This is a genomic window from Modicisalibacter sp. MOD 31.J, from assembly GCF_020147985.1.
GTDB classification, from domain to species: Bacteria; Pseudomonadota; Gammaproteobacteria; order Pseudomonadales; family Halomonadaceae; genus Modicisalibacter; species Modicisalibacter coralii.
Window position 1 is genome coordinate 32,152 of record NZ_JAGXFF010000006.1, and the last position, 17,536, is coordinate 49,687.

A 17,536-nucleotide genomic window follows, 5' to 3' on the forward strand; every position below is an offset into this window, starting at 1 on the left:
CACCCCTCCCGCGAGTTTCAGGGCCGTGGCTGCTCCGTCTTATCGATGCGCCCAGTCCAGTTGCTCGAAGGCGCCCCGGGCGTGATCGTCCCGGAACAGGGCGTGGTCGCGGCGCACGCGGTCGGCGGCCTCTCCGGCGTATTCCACCATGTCTTCGACGAACAGCGCCGGTGGCCCGATGGCGTTGACGATCGCCGGTTCGACGTCGTGATCGATCCGGCCGGACTCGTCGGAGAGCGCATGCACATGGGCGAGCACGCGGCCGCAGATGCCGGCGTAGTCCTTCCATTGGCTCTTTGAAAGGTCGTTGAGGTCGATGTCGTCGCGAAACGGCGCACGCTCGCGCGACATGTAGCTCAGGCCGTCGAATGCGACGTGACCGTAGAAGACGTCGCCGCGCACCAGGTGAACGCTCTGTGCGTGGCTGATGCGCTCGGCCCGGCTATCCATTTCGTAGGCCGAGGGTGGCACCAGGCCGGCCAGCGCCGAGCGTCGCGCCTGCTTGTATTCGATGATCAGGTCGTCGGTACCGTCGCGTTCGGGGCCTTCGATGAGCACGTAATAGCGGTTGAGCCCCAGCGAGGCGGTGCCCTGCCCGCGACGTATCGCCACGTCTTTCACGTGCACGGCCTTTTTACCTCGCCCCCGGGCGCGTTTCGGCACCTCGATGGCGTTCTCACTGACCAGGCGGTCGGTGATGGTCTGGAACTCGTCGCGCCGCGACGAGATCGGCACCAGTTCCTCGGTGGAGCGAAAACCACTTCGCGCCTCGTCGAGGTAGTCGTCGGCCAGCCATTCGGCGCGCCGTTCGTCGGCGTCCTCGAGCAGCTTGCGGATCAGTTTCGGCGCGTTGTCGAAGCGCATCTCCTCGTCGCGTTCGGTGCCTTCATGGGCCAAGCGCTGCATGGCGTCGATGTAGCCCTGGACGAAGCGGCGGACGATCTTGGTGCGGTGCTTGCGCTTGAGCTCGCCTTCGGTTTCCGCGGCGATCATGAAGCCGACCGCGCCGCGCTTGATATCCCAGGTGAAGGGGGCGTAATAGGCCTCGTCGAAGTCGTTGACCGAGAAGATCGGCACGTTGTCCACATTGGGCATGACGCCGAAATTCTCGGGATGAACGTCGCCGAGCGTGAGTACGGTGGGCATCCAGGCATCGTCGCCGGCCATGTCGCGATAGAACAGCAGTGCCGTGCCGCGAAAGAACGAGAATAGCGAATCCGCGAGCTTGTCGAACTTGATCGCGGCCTCCTCGGAGGATGCCGCGATGCGCGTTTGGTGGTCCTCGCGTAGCGTCTGGCGCACGTGCAGACGGCGTTCGTGGCCGCTCAGCACGCGGGGTTGCAGCACGAATTCGCCGGCCGACACCGCCTCGGCCAGGCGACGAAAGGTATCGACGCGGGTGGCCACCACCGGACCCGCCTGATCGGCGGGCTCGCGTTCCAGAGCCGCCGCCAGTTCCGTCTTGCTCATCGTCGAGCGACCCTCGATGCCGCGCTCCCGAGCCTGTTCGTAGAGGGCCTGGCGTGTGTGTTTCTCGGTCTTCGACATGAGTCCCTTCCTGTCTCGTCTAGACGTGAGCCCGGTGGGCGGCGATCCCTTCAGCATGGACGACTTGCGCCCGGTGTGCATGCTGAAAGCGGGCGTTGTCGGCGCCATCACGGGCTCGTTCCGGGGTCGGAAGATACCGCGGCGGGTCGTTGCCATCGCGATGCGCGATCCTGAAAACGCTATGGACCTGTCGGGAGCGGGTAGCCAGCGCCGGCGCGACGCTGAAGCCAGCGGTGTTAAAGAAAGGCTTTGGTCTGCCGATAAGGACGGTGAAAATCCTGCATTATTCTTCGAATAATTCGTGTGAGCGGCGGTGCCGGGAGGGAAGCTTTTCTGAAAAAGCATCGCCCCGGTTTTTCGGTGATTATTGATTTTTTCTTAATGAATGGAGCCGTTTTCTATTAAAATAATGTAGGGGTTTGGGTCGAAAAGGCGATGATAATCCAGGTCGTATAGTCGACCATCTGGAAATTAGGGAACGGCATCCTGTGCAGGGGATAGAGACTTTTGTCATCAATCAACAAGCAGTTCAGCGTACACTGGCTGACGGGCCAGTTCCGAGACGTCGACCAGGAGGCCGTGTATCGCCGGTCGGTCGGTTCGCGAGTGCGGCTCGAAACCGCGCTTGCGTTGGTCGTGGCGGCGCTGATCTATGGCATGTTTGCGATTGCCGACTACCAGATCCTGGGCTTGAGCCAAGACTATTACCGGTTGATCACCATGCGTGCGGTGGTGGTCGGCCTCTGTCTGATTCTGGCAGTTCTCATTGCATGCAGGCACCGATACTCCCATGAAACCTGGTTGCATGCCATGCCGTTATGGATACTGGCGACGGGTATCATACTGATCGTTCCCCTGCGTCCCGATAGCCTTTCAACCCAGGTAACGGCGGTGGTCGTGGCCACCATGGCCTTCTATCTTCTGATCCCCAATCGACTGACGGTCGTGACGTTCGCCAGCCTCTATTTGAGCATCGGCTTCTTGATCTCTGCAGCCCTGTTTGCTGATGCTAAACCGATGGGGGTGGTGCGTGTCGCGTTATTGTTGATCATGGCCAACGGTGTGGGCTTCTTTGCCTTGCTGCGTCTGGAGAAATTGCAGCGCCGGCAATTTTTCCTGCTCCATGAAGAGCGTGACCAGAATCGTCAATTACTCGGTGAGATAGCGCACCGCGAGTTGCTGGAGGAACAATTGCGTCGGGTCGCCGAGCGGGATGCCCTGACGGGTCTGAATAGCCGCCGTCATTTCATGAAGCTGGCCGAGGCGCTTTTGCAGGTTTCGCGCGTGGAAAAGACGCCCTTCAGCCTGTTCATGATCGACGTGGATCATTTCAAGCGTATCAATGATACCTGGGGGCACAGTCAAGGGGACTGGGTCCTGGCCAGGATCTCGGAAGTCTGTGCGCATTCGCTCCGGCCCACGGATGTGATAGGTCGTTTCGGGGGTGAAGAGTTCGTGGTGGCCCTGCCCGATACCGGCGCCGACGGGGCCTTGAGGGTTGCGGAGCGCTTGAGGAAACGGGTCGCCGAACTGCCCGCCGATGAAGAAATGCGTGAACTGCGTCTGAGCATCACCATCGGCGTCGCGGTGGCTCATGGCGATGAGATCGATCTGCAGGCCCTGATCACCCGCGCGGATCGGGCGCTTTACGTCGGCAAGCGCGAGGGTAGGGATCGGGTCGTGGCCTGTGGTGAAGGCAGTGATGCGGAGAATGAGGATAGCGGTCTGCAATGAGACCGTCGTGGCCGGCCGACTGCGGCCGGATTCGCGATCTGTCGATTTCCTCGAGCCTGACATCCTGCGTTGTGGAGCCTGGCCTCGCATTCACGTCTCTCGGCGAGTGGCCTGGCCACGGCCCGCCAGGATCACGCCCAGCGCGGCGACGGCCATGCCGACCCAGCCCAGCATGGGCATCGGCTCGTCGATCAGCAGCCACGCCAGCAGCGCCGCCGTCGGCGGAATCAGATAGAACAGTGCGGAGACCTGCGCCGCCGCGCCGCGGCGGATCATCGCCAGCAGCAGCGTCAGCGCGATCAGCGAGTTGCCCACCACCAGGTAGCCCAGCGAGGCGACCATCTCGACGGACCAGACCAGCCGATACTGGCCGAACAGCAGCACCAGCGGCAGCGTGGTGACCAGCCCGGTGGCGTACTGAATGGCGTTGGCGGTAACCGGGTGCAGTGGGCTGCCGAAGCGCTTCTCATAGAGTGTGGCGGCGCTGATGCCGAGCAGCGCGCCGACGGCGCAGATCAGCCCTGCCAGCGAGTCACCGCCGTGGGCCTCGCGCGCTGCAATCACCAGCGCCGCTCCCGCCAGGCCCAGCCCCAGTCCCAGCCAGCGCCGGGCGTCGACCCGCTCACCCAGCAGACGTGGCGCCAGTAGCGCGACCAGAATCGGCTGCAGCGAAATGATCAGCGCCACCGTGGCCGCCGAGGCGCCCAGAGCGAAACCGGTATAGCAAAACCCGAAGTAGAACGTCTGGATCAGCGCCCCGACCACGATCTGATGGCCCCATTCGCGCCCCCGGGGCGGCAGCGGCGGGTGCAGCCATAGCGCTGCCGGCAAGAGCACCAGGAGGACCAGCACGAAGCGCAGCGCCAGGAACAGCAGCGGGTCGACGGCCTCGATGCCGATCTTGGAGACCGGGAAGCCCAGCGACCAGAGCAGCAGAAATAGCAGCGGCGCGCCGCGCGTCCACAGCGCGCTGGGTGTCGTATCTTGCGGATCGGCTGCGCCAGTCTGGGTCGTTTGGTACCGGTATCGGGGGGTGGGCTGGTGGTCGCCAGCGTGGCGCGACATGAGCTATCTCCTCGGCCAGGAAGCGCGAAACGGGCAGTGTCTCGGGAGCGCCGCGGCGGTGCTCGATCAGGACTTGCCCCAGTCTGGCGGGTAGCGACAAGATAAGTCTCGTTACAGCAAAAGAATCCAGATATCACTCTGGCTTATGTCATGAACCTGAACCAGATTCGCTTATTGGTCGCCCTGGGCGAGACCGGCAGTCTCTCGCGTGCCGCCGACCGGCTGGGCATGACCCAGTCTGGCGCCAGTCAGGCGCTGACCGCGTTGGAGGCCGATCTCGGCGCGTGCCTGGCCACGCGGCAGCGACGCGGCATCGTGCTGACCCGGCTCGGTCAGCAGGTGCTCGAACAGGCCCGCCGGGTGGTCGAAGGGTTGACCACCATTCGCCAGCTGGTCGACGCGGCCCAGGGTATCGCCCATGGCCGCCTGCGGCTGGGGTGCCTGCCGTCGTTCGCGGCCACGCTGCTGCCGGACCTGCTGCGGGTCTTCGCCCAGCGCCACCCGGGAATCCGCATCGTCGCCGTGGAGGGCACCGATGACGAGGTGGCGGCGTGGCTGGCGGCGGGGCGTGTGGATATCGGCGTGGTCTGTGACCCCTCTCCGCAGCGTGGCGGGGTGACGCTGTGCCAGGACGAATGGCTCGCGGTGGTGCCCTCGCATCATCGCTGGGTGCGTCAGGGCCTCTCGCGGGTGGCGCTGGCGGCGGTGGCCGAGGAGCCGTTCGTGCTCGCCACCGGTGGCTGCTCCAGCAATGCCCGCACGCTGTTCGAAGCGGCGGGGCTTGCACTGCACGATCTTCAGCTCGAGGTACGCGACTGGAACAGCGCGCTGACGCTGGTCGGCGAGGGGCTCGGCGTCGCGCTGGTGCCGTCGCTGCATCTGCCCCGGCAGCGCCAGGGCTGGCGCGCGCTGGCGCTGGAGACCCCTTGCCGGCGTCAGCTCGGGCTGGAGCTGGCCAACGGCGACACCCCGGTACCCGGCGCTCATGTCTTTATCGATACGGCCGTGGAGGTGTTCGCGGAGACGCGATGAATCCGGGCGTAGGCTGAATGCTGGCTGACAGCCCCGTGGCCATCCAGACGTCAGCGTCGTCTACTGTGCCGAGCGCTCCCGCCGAGCCTTACCGTCTACGTGTGGCCCCGCTCTGCCAGGATCTGATCCATCGTTGCGCGAGCCACTGAAGGTGCCAGATTGGCTCGGCGCATTCGGGGTTTGCCCTCTATTTCTGGTGGCTGAGGCTCATCAGGTAGATAGCGCCTGCCAGGGCCAGGACCGATACCGCCAGATAAATGGCATCCAATGGCGTCTGAAAGCGTATATCCACCACGGCGCGAAAAAACTCGATGATCACCGCCAGAATGACGACGCGAGCGATCTTGTCTTTCAACTGATCGAATGACTCGACATTGAAGGGATGCTTGGGCGCATAGTCTTCGGCCTGCTCGATCGGAGAGACAAAAAGCCGGTAGACGCCCAAGCCAAATACCAGCAGCACGATGGCCACCAGATAGATATCGACGGCAATGACGATGTTCGGCACGACGGTTTCATGAATATCGACCCCCTGACCCAGGAAGTAGTATGCCGCCGCATCGATGACTATCTCGCAAATATCCAGCGTGCCGATGATGAAGAGCAGAAAGGCTCCCAGCAGGCTGGGAATCACGGCCGCCATGACCAGGAAGCGGGAGCCCCACAGGAATCGCTCGAAACGCTCCTCGAACCGGCGGTTTTGTCTTGTGGACGGTTCTCGCTTGTCCGGTGCTTGCATGATGCCTCCTGTCTGGTCGTTTGGCCTTCATCGTAGGTAATGCGAAGCACTTTACCCAGGTGTGTGGTTCCGCTCGGCCGCTTTTGAAAACATGTTTTCGATTTTCATCCGCTTGTCGCCCATCGCGTGCTTCTCCAGCTGGCTTCACATGACGCTGGCACCTGGCGTTGTTTAAGCGCCAGTTTGGATGATGCTGGCGTAAAAAAACCGATGTCTGGCGTGCCGGTCCACGGGCGTGTACTCTTCCGGGCTGGATTTTAAACGCGAGATCCCGCTCGGCGTGGCTCATCCGCTATGAGGGGCTTATCGCTTAATATGCGTGATAGTCGGCTATAAAAAGGATTTTATTAAAGGAGCCATGATGTTTCGTGTCATTTCAATGTCTCTGGTCGGTGCGCTTGCCGCCGCTCTCTCTTCCGTTGCCCAGTCCGCGATCGTGCCCTGGCCCACTCATTGTAACTGGCAGAGCGATCGTCTGAGCTGTTTCGGGGTCTTCCACGAGGGCTTGGCGCGCGCGCCACTGCTGGGAGACCTCGATGCGCGACGGCCGACCATAGGCTATGTCGACAAGTCCGGTGCGGTTGTGATCGAGCCACGGTTCGACGACGCGATGGATTTCGCCAACGGGCTGGCCGCCGTCTCCCTCGACGGCAAGTGGGGATACATCGACGCCCGGGGCGAATGGGTCATTGCGCCGCAGTTCGAAGAGGCCAATCCGTTCGGCACGGGCGGCGCGGCGATGGTCAAGCAAGCGGGTCGCTATACGCTCATCGACCGTAATGGCGCGACCCTCAGGCGCCTGCCTTACGGGACATTCTATCGCTCCACGTTCCACCAGCCGGAAATAGCGCTGTTCCCGGTCAGAGTGCCGACGCCGCCCAAGGTCTGGCGGGTCGAGGATGGTGAGGGAGTGACGCTGCCCGAGAACACGGCCTTCTTGTCCGTCAGCGCCGAGGCGTCGGACGTCTTCGCCGTCCGGGTCAGGCAGTCGCCGGAGCGCGCGCGCTGGGGGATTCTCGACGCCAATGGGGAGTGGCGCCTGTCCCCGGCGGTGCTCGATGCCACGGACGAGCCGGTGACCGATGGCGAGCTGACGGCGGTCGAGGACGACGACACGTGGCGGCTGTACGACAACCAGGGCCGACTGCTGGGTACGCGCGACTACCGTTCGTTCAAGCCGTTGCTTACCGGTACCTGGGTCGCTGAAGGCGACGATCATGAACGGTGGCTGGTGGATGCGGCCGGCAACGAGATCGAGACACTCGAGCGCCGTGCCTCACCCTATGTTGAACGCGACGAGTTCGTCCTGTACGAGCTGGAGGATGCCGTCGTCATCGCCCGCCGCAATGGCGAGACGCTTCGCATGGCCGCGCCCGGACTCGAGACGCTCTATTACCGCGACGGTGTGCTCTGGCTGTATGACGAGGCCAGGAACGTCATGGATATCCGGGATCTCGCGGGTGACTCGTTGATCGACGACGCAACCCGCCAGCGTCTGAAGGAGTATCAAGTCGATCTGTTCACGCTGCCGGCGGATCTGAAGGCAGGCGATGCCGAGCGGTCGCTACCTCTCGCCGCGCTGAAACCGCGCAAGGCTGGCCGGCCACTGGCGGTTCTGACCGCCGATGGGGAGATCGTCAGCAACGAGGACTGGGACGCATTCCCGGATACCGACGATGTGCTCGCCCCGGCCCTGGTGAAAACCCTCGAGGGGCGGATCGGTGCCATCGATGCCAACGGGGACTGGGTCATCCCCGCCGACTACGACGACATGGTGGCGTTCTCCGGTGACTATACGCTGGCCCAGCCCAACTTCGGTGGGCGGGTGGTCATCGTCGACCGAGACGGTGAGCGTTATCCGCTCCGCCCGCAGATCTTCGAGCACCAGCGCGGGTTCAACGCCGGTTTGCTCGAGTTCAGCGAACGCTCGTCGCAAGGGGATTCCCGATGGGGACTCTGGAGTGTCGCCGAAGGTGCGGTAGTGGTGGAGCCCCGGTTCACGTCCATCTCCGAGTTCGTCGATGGCTATGCGCCGGCCGCGGTGCGCACCGATGCCGGCGACGAACGCTGGGGGATCATCGACCGGCAGGGTGAGTGGGTCGTCGAGCCGTTGCACGAGGACCGGTCGTCGCCGGAGCGTATCGCCCCGGGTATCTACGAGATCAAGCGCCGTGCCGGTGAGGGCGAACACCGTAGCGACTGGCGTTACCAATTGGTCTCGACCGAGACCGGGGGACCGATCACCGATCTGCTGTACGAGTCCGCGGAAGTGGCCGGGCCGGAGCGCCTGCTGGTCCAGCCAGTCGATGGCGGTGTCCGGCTCATCGATCGCACGGGTAACACGCTGGCCAGCGGCGAGGGCCTGGTCGACCGTTTCGAGACCAACGGCACGCTGGCCCTCACGCTCTTCGAGGATCTCGATGGCGCCCTGGACAGTCACGGGGAGTGGCAGGTGGAGCCGGCCTATACGCAATCACTGGACTTCGTGCCGCCCCTGATGCAGGTGCGGGTCCATGATGGTCACGAGACCGTCGTGGTGGACGACGCGGGTAACGTTCAGCCGGTGGACAACCTGACGCCCATTCCCGGGATGATGCGCTACTCCCTGAACCTGGAGGACGACGATGCGACGGCGCTCGTCAACACCGACGGTGAGGAACTGACGCGCATCCCGGGGCAGCGTGCCATCGATCAGGCTTCGGGGGCGAACGGCCTGGTCGCCTGGCGGGACGAGGATGCGCGTCTCTACGGCGTCATGAACGCGCAGGGCGAGAAGGTGACGGGGGCCCATTTCAGCAATTTGGGTCCCATGCGCGAGGATCGGGCGGCGTTCGAGCGTCGCAAGGTATCGGGCGACCTTGTCGGCTTCATCGACCGGGCGGGTGAGATCGTCATCCCGGCCGCTTACGCTCGCGTCTCGACCTTCAGCGAGTCCCGGGCACTGGTTTTCGGCAACGGACAGGGGATGTTCTTCATCGATCCCCAGGGGCGGAAAACGTTTGGCTTCGGCGTCCTCTGCAATCGGTTCGTGGTCACCAACCCCCAGGATGAGGTGACCTGGCCGGCGGAACTCGATGAGACCACCTTCTCCTGTCTGGGAGAGGATTCCGGGGAAGAGAACGGTGCGCAAGACAAGGAAGGTGCTCAATGATTGGACAAGGTGCGTTCCACGGCCTGGCGACACTGGCGATTGCCGCCACCCTGTCGCTCCTGATGCCGACAGACGCGGCGGCGCGGGATGCGGATCGTTGTTTTACGTCGAACCACGTCCGGACTTTCGAGGCCTACCGACTGGACGGTCATGGGGGCCGGCGTGGCAGTTCTTGCCTGAGCGAATTGCACGATGGGCTGGCGGCGCTGCGGTTACCCGCCGAGGGGGAAGACATCGATAATGTCGCCACGGCCGGGGGGAGCAGCGCGTATCGTTGGGGCTTCATCAACGAGGCGGGAGAGCTGGCGATACCCCCGCGCTTCGAGCGGGTGGGGCATTTCCAGGCCGGGCTGGCTGCCGCTTACGACGGTGCCCATTGGGGGTACATCGATCGCCGGGGGGACTGGGCCATCGAACCCCGGTTCGACGAGGTGCAGGCGTTCGGGGACGGGGGCATCGCCGCTGTTGTCCTGGAGGGCGATTGGCGGCTCATCGACCGTGCCGGCAAGCCGGTCGATGCCCCGCTGCAGGACCCTGTGGCGCGGTTTCGAGTCGGCGACGGTTCTCCTGTGCGCGTTGAGGTCGAGTACGAAGATACCTACGAGAATGCCGACGGGGAGACGCTCGCCGTACCCGAGGGAGTCACCCTGGTCGAGCCGCTCGGCTCATCGGGGCTGTTCATCGCGCGCCGCGATTACCGCTATGGCTTGATCGACGCAGACCTTGAGTGGCAGGTCGAACCGGATTACCAGGATATCAGAGTCCCGTCGCAACCGGGGGCGGTCGCCGTGGCGTCGGATAGCCCGGAGGGTGATGCACTGATTCGCCAGGATGGCAGCATGGTCGTCAAGGGCGCTTCAGTCGCTCGGTTTAATGAGGCGCTATGGTATGCCAGGCGGCCCGATGGGACTTATGCGGCATTCGACTTGCAGGGCGAGCGGCTCGCCGAATTCGATGCTCAGGCCGGCCGCCGCGCCAGGGAAATGGGCGCCTTCCTGGTCGTTCCCGGTGATGAAAGCACGGAGGTCCTCGGGCCGGCATTCACTGAGCCGGTCTCGCTCGCCCCCGGAGTCACTCTGAAAGAGGCGCCCGCCGCCGACTTCCTGGTGGTGTTCGACGGCGACACCCTGTCGGGCGTGATTCTCGAGTCCGGCACCTATCTCTCGGCCAAGGATAGCGGTGACTGGTTCCAGACGATCGACTATGTCGAACGCCAAGGGGATTGGACATGGCTCCGCAACCAGCAAAAGACACTGCTCCAGATCGCCGGTCCCGATGGGCGCCCCCTGCTCGACAAGTCCACGCTCGAGCGCCTCGGCGAGTACAACGTCGAACCCCGGGAAGTGGAAGAGGGCGCCGCCGGGGACCAGCCGGTCGCCATTGCTCTGGTCAGTGAGTGCCCATACCACCACTGTAAGCCCGGCGCCGGCCTGTTGATGGCCGATGGCCAGCTTGTATTGCATGAAGACTGGCACAAGGTCGAGCCAGTCTATGCGGACGAATTCGTGGACGAGCGGCGTTTCGTGTTCCACACGGATGAGGGGGTGGGCATCCTCGATGGAGCGGGCTCGGTCCTGCTCGCCGCGAAGCAGCAGCATATCGACGACTTCCACAACGGCCATGCGCTGGTTTACGGCAACGGCGTGACGCGAGTCGTCGATCGTTCGGGGCAGCTCTTCGACGTGCCCAACGGGTTCGCCATGTCGGTGGTCGCCCCCGGGGTCGTACGCTACCGCAAGAGCGCGTCGGAGGAGGCATTGTTCAGCCTCTACGATCTTGTCGCGCAGCAGCCGATCACCGAGCCTCGGTTCCAGGACGTGGGAGACTTTCAGGACGGCCAGGCCGTGGCGGTTTCGTCGGACGGCAAGGCCGGCGTGATCGACAGGGCCGGTGAGTGGGTCCTGGCGCCGGCGTATGCCGCGGTCGAGCCGGTAAATGGCCGGCTGTGGATCGTCCAGCGGCGCCTTGGGAGCGACGCCTTCGAGGACGTGCCCCGGGCGTTGGTCGACGCCGAGGGCGAAATCGTCGTCCCCTATACCGAAGGCCGGCTTTCGGCGGAGCTGCTCGACAATGGCAACGTCGAGGCCGGGGCGCTCGGTAACGACGGCGTCCACAGGCTGCTGAGCCCCGCCGGGGAGATCCTTATCGACGGCCACGAGGTCGCGTTCAGCGTGATGGGCGACTGGATCAAGCGGCGGCATCGCACCGCGACCGGCTACCTCGGCGACAACGGCGAATGGGCCGTTGCCCTCGAACCGGGCATGGGCAGTGACTTCCATGCCGAGTCGCAAAGGGCGTTGCGTTACACCGATGAGGGGACGGAAATCATCGATGCCGAGGGCGCCGTCGTCGCGACTCTGCCGGAGGGCGAATGGTATTGGCCGGTGGACGCCTCTCGCATCATCGGGCGTGTTCGCGAGGGCAGTTCGACGACGACGAAATACGCCGACCCGAGCGGCGAGATCACCCTCAGCGTCGACGGCGAGGCGGGCGTGTTCCACAACGATACGGCGTTGGTAAGCCGCTCCAATGGTCAGGACGGGTTTTGGATAAATGCGTCGGGGGAACGCCTGGCGATGCCGGAACGCTATTCGGACCTCGGGCTGCCCGCGGATAACGGTCTGGCCTATGCAGCCCGCGAGGATCGTTACGGCTTCATCGACAAGGACGGACGCTACATCATATCACCGGTCTACGACCAGGTAACGGATTTCGAGAACGGACGCGCCATCGTCACGACGGCGCAAAGCGCGATGCTGATCGACCAGCAGGGCAGTACCATCGCCCGCGTGACGAACGAGTGTGGCGTCAGGGTGCTCTATGGCCCCGACAAGGAGCGCCTGTGGCCGACGCGTTTGCCGCAGCGCTGCCGTTGATGCCGTTGCCCGGCGGTCCGAATAGCGACGAGGCATTGGCGGTTTCGGGGTCGTTCCAATGGTGACCCCACGAAGAACGTCATCGCAGAGAGGGTTGGAATAAGCCGCATCGTCTAACCCATGTTCTGGACGAGCGCCTGGCCGGCACGCTGTACTTGGCCGCGCTGCGGGCGGGAGTGCCCGCAGTCGAGGCCATTCGCCGGACCGGGATCGCGCCGGCGATAGGTGGTATACACGGAAGACCCCCTGAATCGGTAAGGACACATGAAGACGATAGGTTCATGGCGGCTGTGGCTGGTGGCTGCAGTGGCGCTGGTATTTTCCAGCCTGTGCGCGGCGCAGGAGGACGAGGGCAAGTCGGCGCTCTGGTTCTCCGTCGATTCGCTGAACACGGGGCTGGACGAGGCCCCCGAAGCGGTCAAGCAGACCACGCCCCGCGAGACGATCCGCAGCTTTCTGGAGCTGACCAAGCAGGAGAAATACGACGCGGCGGCGCATATCCTGAATCTTTCCAACCTGGCACCGGCGGAGCAGCGCCAGCGTGGCGGGGAACTTGCCCGGCAACTGGCCCAGGTGCTCAAGCGCGGCGAATGGCTGCAGGTCTCCAGCCTGCCCGGACGGCAGGACGGGGCCACCGAGCACCCGGCGGACAAGCGCCCCCACGCGGGGCAGCCGCGGCGCAACATCAAGCTGGCCTCGCTCACCGCCAAGGGGGAAGCCTACGACATTCGCCTGGGGCGCTATAAGGTGGGCGACGAGCAGCCGGTATGGCTGATCACGCCGGACAGCCTGACGTCGCTGCCGTTGCTGTACGAGGCGTACGGCCCCTCCCTGCTGGAGGAGTACATCCCTCCGTCGTTCAAGACCTCGCTGGGGATCCTCAAGGTCTGGGAGTGGATCGCCATCCCGCTGGTACTGCTGGCGGTGGGCCTGGTGGGATGGTGGGTCTACAAGCTGGTGGGCGTGATGACCCGCTGGCTGCCGGCCGGCGTGCCGAGCATCTTCGTCGGCCAGATCAAGCTGCCCGTGGCGCTCATCGTCATGTCGTTGGTGACCCAGACGCTGCTCGACTATGTGGTCTCGTTCTCGGCGGTGGCGACCACCTCCTTCCGGGTGCTGTTGATCGGCATTCTCGCCTGGGGCGCCGGGATGATCGCGATTCGCCTCGTCGACACCCTCATGCTGCGGTTGACGCGGCGGCTGATGGGCCAGATCGACGACTCCAAGCCCCGCGACCAGCGCAAGCTGCTGACCACGCTCTACGCCCTGCGGCGGATGATCATCCTGGTCACGGTCACCGCGGTCACGGTCTACGTGCTGAGCCAGGTCCAGCTCTTCGAGACGCTGGGCATGTCGCTGCTGGCCTCGGCGAGTGTGCTGACGGTCCTGGTGGGTATCGCCGGTCAGGCGGTGCTGGGCAACATCCTGTCGTCGTTCCAGCTGTCACTGGCGAAGTCGATCCGCATCGGCGACCTGGTGATGTTCGAGGACCAGTGGTGCTATGTCGAGGGCATCTTCTATACCTTCATCCGCCTGCGCTGCTGGAACGAGCGTCGCGTGATCGTGCCGGTCACGTACTTCGTCTCCAAGCCCTTCGAGAACCTGTCGGTGAAGAGCACCAAGGAGTATCGGAGTCTGGCGTTGACGCTGCACCTGAGTGCGGACATCCAGTGCCTGCGGGAGAAGTTCCTGGAATATGCCCGGGAGGAGGACAACATCGTCGAGCATCACAAGCTGTGCTGTTACGTGACGGGGCAGACCGAGACGGCTCAGACGGTCGTCTGTTACCTGATGACCTCGGATCCGTTCGGCGGCTGGGTCGCGGAAATGAACGTCCGTGAGCGCCTGATGGCCTTCATCCGCGAACATCACCCGGAATGGTGGCCGCGCAGCGTGATGGTGGTCACCCACGAGGATGTGGCGCGCGTCAATGACGCCGGGGGTGGCCAGACCCCGTGACCGCCGGCATGCCGCGACTCGCGCTACAGCGTTGGACGGCTGTCTGGCAGCACGGCCTCACCGCGCTAGCAAGGAAGGGGGGATAGCGACTACCCTATAGCCCGTCGACTCTGTATGGGTCCGGGGCTAGCCGGGCCAGCCATCGCACGATCGCCACTCGTCACCGCGTCGCCAGCAGGCGATGAGCGTTCGCGCGTCCCAGGGCAGGGAGGCCCGGGAAGTGAACGTGAACCGAGAGCCGGATCATCACGCGACCGCCGTCCAGACGGCGGGAGCAACCGCCAGCAAGAAGCCGGCGGAAGGAGAAAGGGAATTTTCATGCGTGCTCGTCATCACCCGTTCGCGGCGTGGTTCAAGCGCAGTCTGCCGACTCGCCCCCTGCCGCCCGAGCGTCAGCGGTACTTTCAGACCCTGTCACGTCTTTATCTGATCGCCATCTTCACCTATGTCCTCGATCTGGTGCCGATGTTCTGGCTGCTGGGCGATAAAGCGCTGCTGGGCATCACCCTGGCCGGGCTGGCGGGGACGCTGATCGCTCGCGAGGTACACCGGCGTGGTTACATGGGCAGCGCCGTGCTGCTGCTGCTGACGATGATGACGGCGCACATGTTCACGGCGATCGGCGTCTACGGCAGCGGCCAGGGCTTCGAGCTCTACTTCGCGCTGATCATGCTGATCATCTACATCAGCGATCTGTCGCAAGGGGTCAAGTTGCTGGTCAGTGCCGGCCTGCTGGCACTGACCGCCTGGCAACTGATGACGGTGGGCGATGCTCCGGCCGCGAATGCGCTGTCGCCCTTGGCCGCCGACCTGTTGCTGGTCGCCAATCTGACCACGGTCAGCCTGCTGTTCGGAGTGATCCTGCGTCAGCTCGAGGGCATCACGGAACGTCTGGAGCTCAACTATCGCCGTCAGGCCAACCACGACGCCCTGACCGGCGTCTACAATCGCCGGGCGATGCTGGCCGAGGTCGAAAGGGCTCAGGCCAGCGGTACCCCATTCGCGCTGCTGATGCTGGATATCGATCACTTCAAGCGCATCAACGACCGTTACGGCCACAAGCGCGGCGATCGCGCCCTGTGCCACGTGGTCGAATGCCTGCGCCTCAATATGCGCGAGGAGGACATGCTGGGGCGTTATGGCGGCGAGGAGTTCATCGCCGTACTGCGCGGCATGAGTCATGACGAGGCGATGGGCATCGCCAGGCGCCTGATCGCCGGCGTGCGCGAGACACCCTATTGGCTGGATGTGCAGCGGGAGTTGACCCTGACGCTGAGCGCGGGAGTGGCGGTGAATGGCGAGGTCCAGGACATCGATGCCCTGGTGGCGATGGCCGACCGACGCCTCTACGCGGCCAAGCGGAGCGGTCGCGACCGGGTCTGCGGTCGCGACGACGAGATGGCCGAAGACGGCGAGGGTGCCGCCGCCGAGGCGAGCCGAGCCGTGATGGGGCGCGCCGCCGAGGAGATGCGCATGGCCTTGGGGAGCCCGGGCCGCTCCTGACGGCTCCCCAGCGCGAACCGTCGTGTCAGAGAGTGTTTACAAAATGCCTGCGCTCGACAATACGGCGTTAAAATCGGCCTCGTGCGCGAGCCCGGTCAAAATGCTCATTTAACCCGCGTAATCTTGAGTTTACTGGGCTCTGTGGGACTGAGACCGTAAATCTCTCCCCGGTACCGCAAATCCCTCCCTCTCAAACCGCAAGAACCTCCTTTTTTCTCTAAAAATACCTTATAATCAATGAGTTATTAAAGAGAAAAGGGGCAGAAAAGGAAAAAGAGACGGCTGAACAACTCGCTGGTGATTGCGGCGCGGGCGTCCTTGAGTTATATGTTTGTATAACTCATGCTCTAGTGCGCTGCTGGTTAAGGAGGCCAATATGAGTACCACCAATCTCCGCCGCGTCGGCGGCTCTGTCATGATGGCGGTGCCGCGGGCACTGCTCGATCAGTTGCACCTGCACGCCGGCTCTCAGGTTGATATCGAGGTCGATCACGGGCGTCTGATCGTGGAGCCGGCTAAGCCGCGGTATTCCCTTGAGGAGCTGCTGGCTCAGTGCGACACCACGGCAGATATGTCCGCTGGCGAGCGCGAGTGGCTGGATGCCGAGCCCGTCGGCCGTGAGCTGCTGTAATGCAGCGCGGTGACATCTATTTCGTTTCGCACAACCCCACGCGGGGCCATGAACAGGAGGGCATGCGTCCGGTGCTAATCGTGTCACCGGACGCGTTCAATCTCGCCATGGGCACACCCCTGGTTGCGCCGATCACCAACGGTGGCGACTTCGCGCGTTCCCGAGGCTTCACGGTATCGCTGGCCGAAGCGGGCACGACCACTACCGGCGTCGTGCTGTGCAGTCAGATCCGCACCCTGGACATCGAGGCCCGTCAGGGACGATGGGTGGAGAACGTGCCGCCAGAGATCATGGATGATGTGCTTGCCAAGCTGGCGACCTTGGTGAGCTGAGCCATACTGTCTTGCTTCCGTTAGGAGGCTATTAAGCATGGAAACTCTAGGAACTGCGCTGGTGAAAAGTTATGGATGACTTCAATTACCGAGGCAAGCGGGTACAGTTTTGGAAGCTTCAAGGGGAAGTTCTAGATTCAGATCGCTACAGCGAAACCCGCGTCACAGCCCGTAGTGGCGTGGGGAATGCCCGCGTACGGATGAGACAAAAAACATACCATGACTTCTGGATTCGCGGGGGTGATGGGCGTGAACAATCCATCCAGCTCGAGGATGTCAAAGTGCCACTGCGTGCTGGTCAGCAAGTCACCGTGGTTTGTGCTGGCCTCCCTCGCAGTGAGCGTGGCTGGTTATGCTCACTCGTGAATCACTCGACCGGTCGGTCGCACGACATTATCCCTGCGAAAACGTTGCAGAGGCGGCTTCGTCTAGAACGCATCACCGGTGTTTCACTCATTTTTGCGCTGGCTGTAGCTGCCTTGGTGGTGTATCTCACACTGCCGCCGAGTGGCTATTTCGCTCATCCTTGGAGAATGGCCAGGTGGGACTATGCGGCAATCGCTGGCGTTGTAGTGCTGGTCTTGGGAGCCTGGCGAAAATCACGCCGTGGAGGTCGTGCTGCCCGCGCCCTCAAAGCACACATCGGAGAGGCTGTCTCGCAAGCCCAGCAAGGCCATGCTTAGCCGCACTGGCATCCGTGAAGGATTATCTTCTTCTGCTCAGGAGTGTCGATGGGTATCTCCTAACCAGCGGTATGTTGGCGCTTCTTGGACTCCAAGAGGAGAGAGCGCAGTTTGGCCATTGCCTCATCATGGGGAATGTTGGGCCGCGGGCCGTTCAAGCTGCGCTGGACGCGCTCGCGAAACCAACGATCGTAGCTGTCGACCTGTTCCTGCGTCTCGAACTCGCTGATGCGTGGATTCAGTGGGGTGCTCATGCGATGGCTTCCTCTCGATGGCAATCCGC

Annotated in this window: 13 protein-coding genes; 9 read left to right on the plus strand and 4 right to left on the minus strand. The window is 63.5% G+C overall.

What is annotated here, in order from left to right; all coding sequences use genetic code 11:
• Positions 1-39: 39 nt before the first annotated feature.
• A complete protein-coding gene (locus KGR00_RS19935) occupies positions 40-1,548 on the minus strand; it encodes a DUF2252 family protein (protein WP_224419035.1) in 1,509 nt (502 codons plus the stop codon).
• On the opposite strand from KGR00_RS19935, the gene KGR00_RS19940 reads away from it, so the two are divergent.
• Entirely contained in the window at positions 1,547-1,846 is a 300-nt protein-coding gene (locus KGR00_RS19940) for a hypothetical protein (protein WP_224424519.1), read from the plus strand. The two genes, KGR00_RS19935 and KGR00_RS19940, sit on opposite strands and share 2 nt — an antisense overlap.
• Before the next feature lie 209 nt (positions 1,847-2,055).
• Complete coding sequence (locus KGR00_RS19945; RefSeq protein WP_224419037.1) at positions 2,056-3,282, plus strand: GGDEF domain-containing protein; 1,227 nt, start codon at positions 2,056-2,058, stop codon at positions 3,280-3,282.
• A gap of 90 nt (positions 3,283-3,372) precedes the next feature.
• Here the strand turns inward: KGR00_RS19945 and KGR00_RS19950 are convergent, their stop codons facing one another.
• Entirely contained in the window at positions 3,373-4,347 is a 975-nt protein-coding gene (locus tag KGR00_RS19950; RefSeq protein ID WP_224419038.1) for a DMT family transporter, read from the minus strand.
• A 150-nt stretch (positions 4,348-4,497) separates the two neighbouring features.
• Between KGR00_RS19950 and KGR00_RS19955 the strand changes: the two genes are divergently transcribed.
• Entirely contained in the window at positions 4,498-5,379 is an 882-nt protein-coding gene (locus tag KGR00_RS19955) for a LysR family transcriptional regulator (RefSeq protein ID WP_224419039.1), read from the plus strand.
• A 187-nt stretch (positions 5,380-5,566) separates the two neighbouring features.
• On the opposite strand, the gene KGR00_RS19960 is transcribed toward KGR00_RS19955, so the two are convergent.
• On the minus strand, positions 5,567-6,118 hold the full coding sequence (locus KGR00_RS19960; RefSeq protein WP_224419040.1) for a YqhA family protein: 552 nt from the start codon (positions 6,116-6,118) through the stop codon (positions 5,567-5,569).
• Positions 6,119-6,476: 358 nt separating this feature from the next.
• On the opposite strand from KGR00_RS19960, the gene KGR00_RS19965 reads away from it, so the two are divergent.
• From KGR00_RS19965 to KGR00_RS19990, 6 genes are all read left to right on the plus strand, one after another.
• Positions 6,477-9,269 carry a WG repeat-containing protein gene (locus KGR00_RS19965; protein WP_224424520.1) on the plus strand — a complete coding sequence of 931 codons (2,793 nt, stop codon included), beginning with the start codon at positions 6,477-6,479 and terminating at the stop codon, positions 9,267-9,269.
• The gene (locus KGR00_RS19970; RefSeq protein WP_224419042.1) at positions 9,266-12,145 is read left to right on the plus strand and encodes a WG repeat-containing protein; all 2,880 of its coding nucleotides are present in this window, start codon (positions 9,266-9,268) and stop codon (positions 12,143-12,145) included. Before KGR00_RS19965 ends, KGR00_RS19970 begins: the two co-directional genes overlap by 4 nt.
• A gap of 264 nt (positions 12,146-12,409) precedes the next feature.
• On the plus strand, positions 12,410-14,104 hold the full coding sequence (locus KGR00_RS19975) for a mechanosensitive ion channel domain-containing protein (protein WP_224419043.1): 1,695 nt from the start codon (positions 12,410-12,412) through the stop codon (positions 14,102-14,104).
• Between the two features lie 318 nt (positions 14,105-14,422).
• Entirely contained in the window at positions 14,423-15,607 is a 1,185-nt protein-coding gene (locus KGR00_RS19980; protein ID WP_224419044.1) for a GGDEF domain-containing protein, read from the plus strand.
• Positions 15,608-15,983: 376 nt separating this feature from the next.
• Positions 15,984-16,238 carry an AbrB/MazE/SpoVT family DNA-binding domain-containing protein gene (locus KGR00_RS19985; RefSeq protein ID WP_129139215.1) on the plus strand — a complete coding sequence of 85 codons (255 nt, stop codon included), beginning with the start codon at positions 15,984-15,986 and terminating at the stop codon, positions 16,236-16,238.
• Complete coding sequence (locus KGR00_RS19990) at positions 16,238-16,570, plus strand: type II toxin-antitoxin system PemK/MazF family toxin (protein WP_224419045.1); 333 nt, start codon at positions 16,238-16,240, stop codon at positions 16,568-16,570. Before KGR00_RS19985 ends, KGR00_RS19990 begins: the two co-directional genes overlap by 1 nt.
• Positions 16,571-17,312: 742 nt before the next feature.
• On the opposite strand, the gene KGR00_RS19995 is transcribed toward KGR00_RS19990, so the two are convergent.
• Complete coding sequence (locus KGR00_RS19995) at positions 17,313-17,507, minus strand: antitoxin (RefSeq protein ID WP_129139217.1); 195 nt, start codon at positions 17,505-17,507, stop codon at positions 17,313-17,315.
• Positions 17,508-17,536: the final 29 nt, after the last annotated feature.

Coding starts and splice junctions, on each gene's coding strand:
- KGR00_RS19940 (WP_224424519.1), top strand. CDS start 1,547: ATGAGTCCCTTCCTGTCTCGTCTAGACGTGAGCCCGGTGGGCGGCGAT.
- KGR00_RS19935 (WP_224419035.1), bottom strand. CDS start 1,548: ATGTCGAAGACCGAGAAACACACACGCCAGGCCCTCTACGAACAGGCT.
- KGR00_RS19950 (WP_224419038.1), bottom strand. CDS start 4,347: ATGTCGCGCCACGCTGGCGACCACCAGCCCACCCCCCGATACCGGTAC.
- KGR00_RS19955 (WP_224419039.1), top strand. CDS start 4,498: ATGAACCTGAACCAGATTCGCTTATTGGTCGCCCTGGGCGAGACCGGC.
- KGR00_RS19960 (WP_224419040.1), bottom strand. CDS start 6,118: ATGCAAGCACCGGACAAGCGAGAACCGTCCACAAGACAAAACCGCCGG.
- KGR00_RS19965 (WP_224424520.1), top strand. CDS start 6,477: ATGATGTTTCGTGTCATTTCAATGTCTCTGGTCGGTGCGCTTGCCGCC.
- KGR00_RS19970 (WP_224419042.1), top strand. CDS start 9,266: ATGATTGGACAAGGTGCGTTCCACGGCCTGGCGACACTGGCGATTGCC.
- KGR00_RS19975 (WP_224419043.1), top strand. CDS start 12,410: ATGAAGACGATAGGTTCATGGCGGCTGTGGCTGGTGGCTGCAGTGGCG.
- KGR00_RS19980 (WP_224419044.1), top strand. CDS start 14,423: ATGCGTGCTCGTCATCACCCGTTCGCGGCGTGGTTCAAGCGCAGTCTG.
- KGR00_RS19985 (WP_129139215.1), top strand. CDS start 15,984: ATGAGTACCACCAATCTCCGCCGCGTCGGCGGCTCTGTCATGATGGCG.
- KGR00_RS19990 (WP_224419045.1), top strand. CDS start 16,238: ATGCAGCGCGGTGACATCTATTTCGTTTCGCACAACCCCACGCGGGGC.
- KGR00_RS19995 (WP_129139217.1), bottom strand. CDS start 17,507: ATGAGCACCCCACTGAATCCACGCATCAGCGAGTTCGAGACGCAGGAA.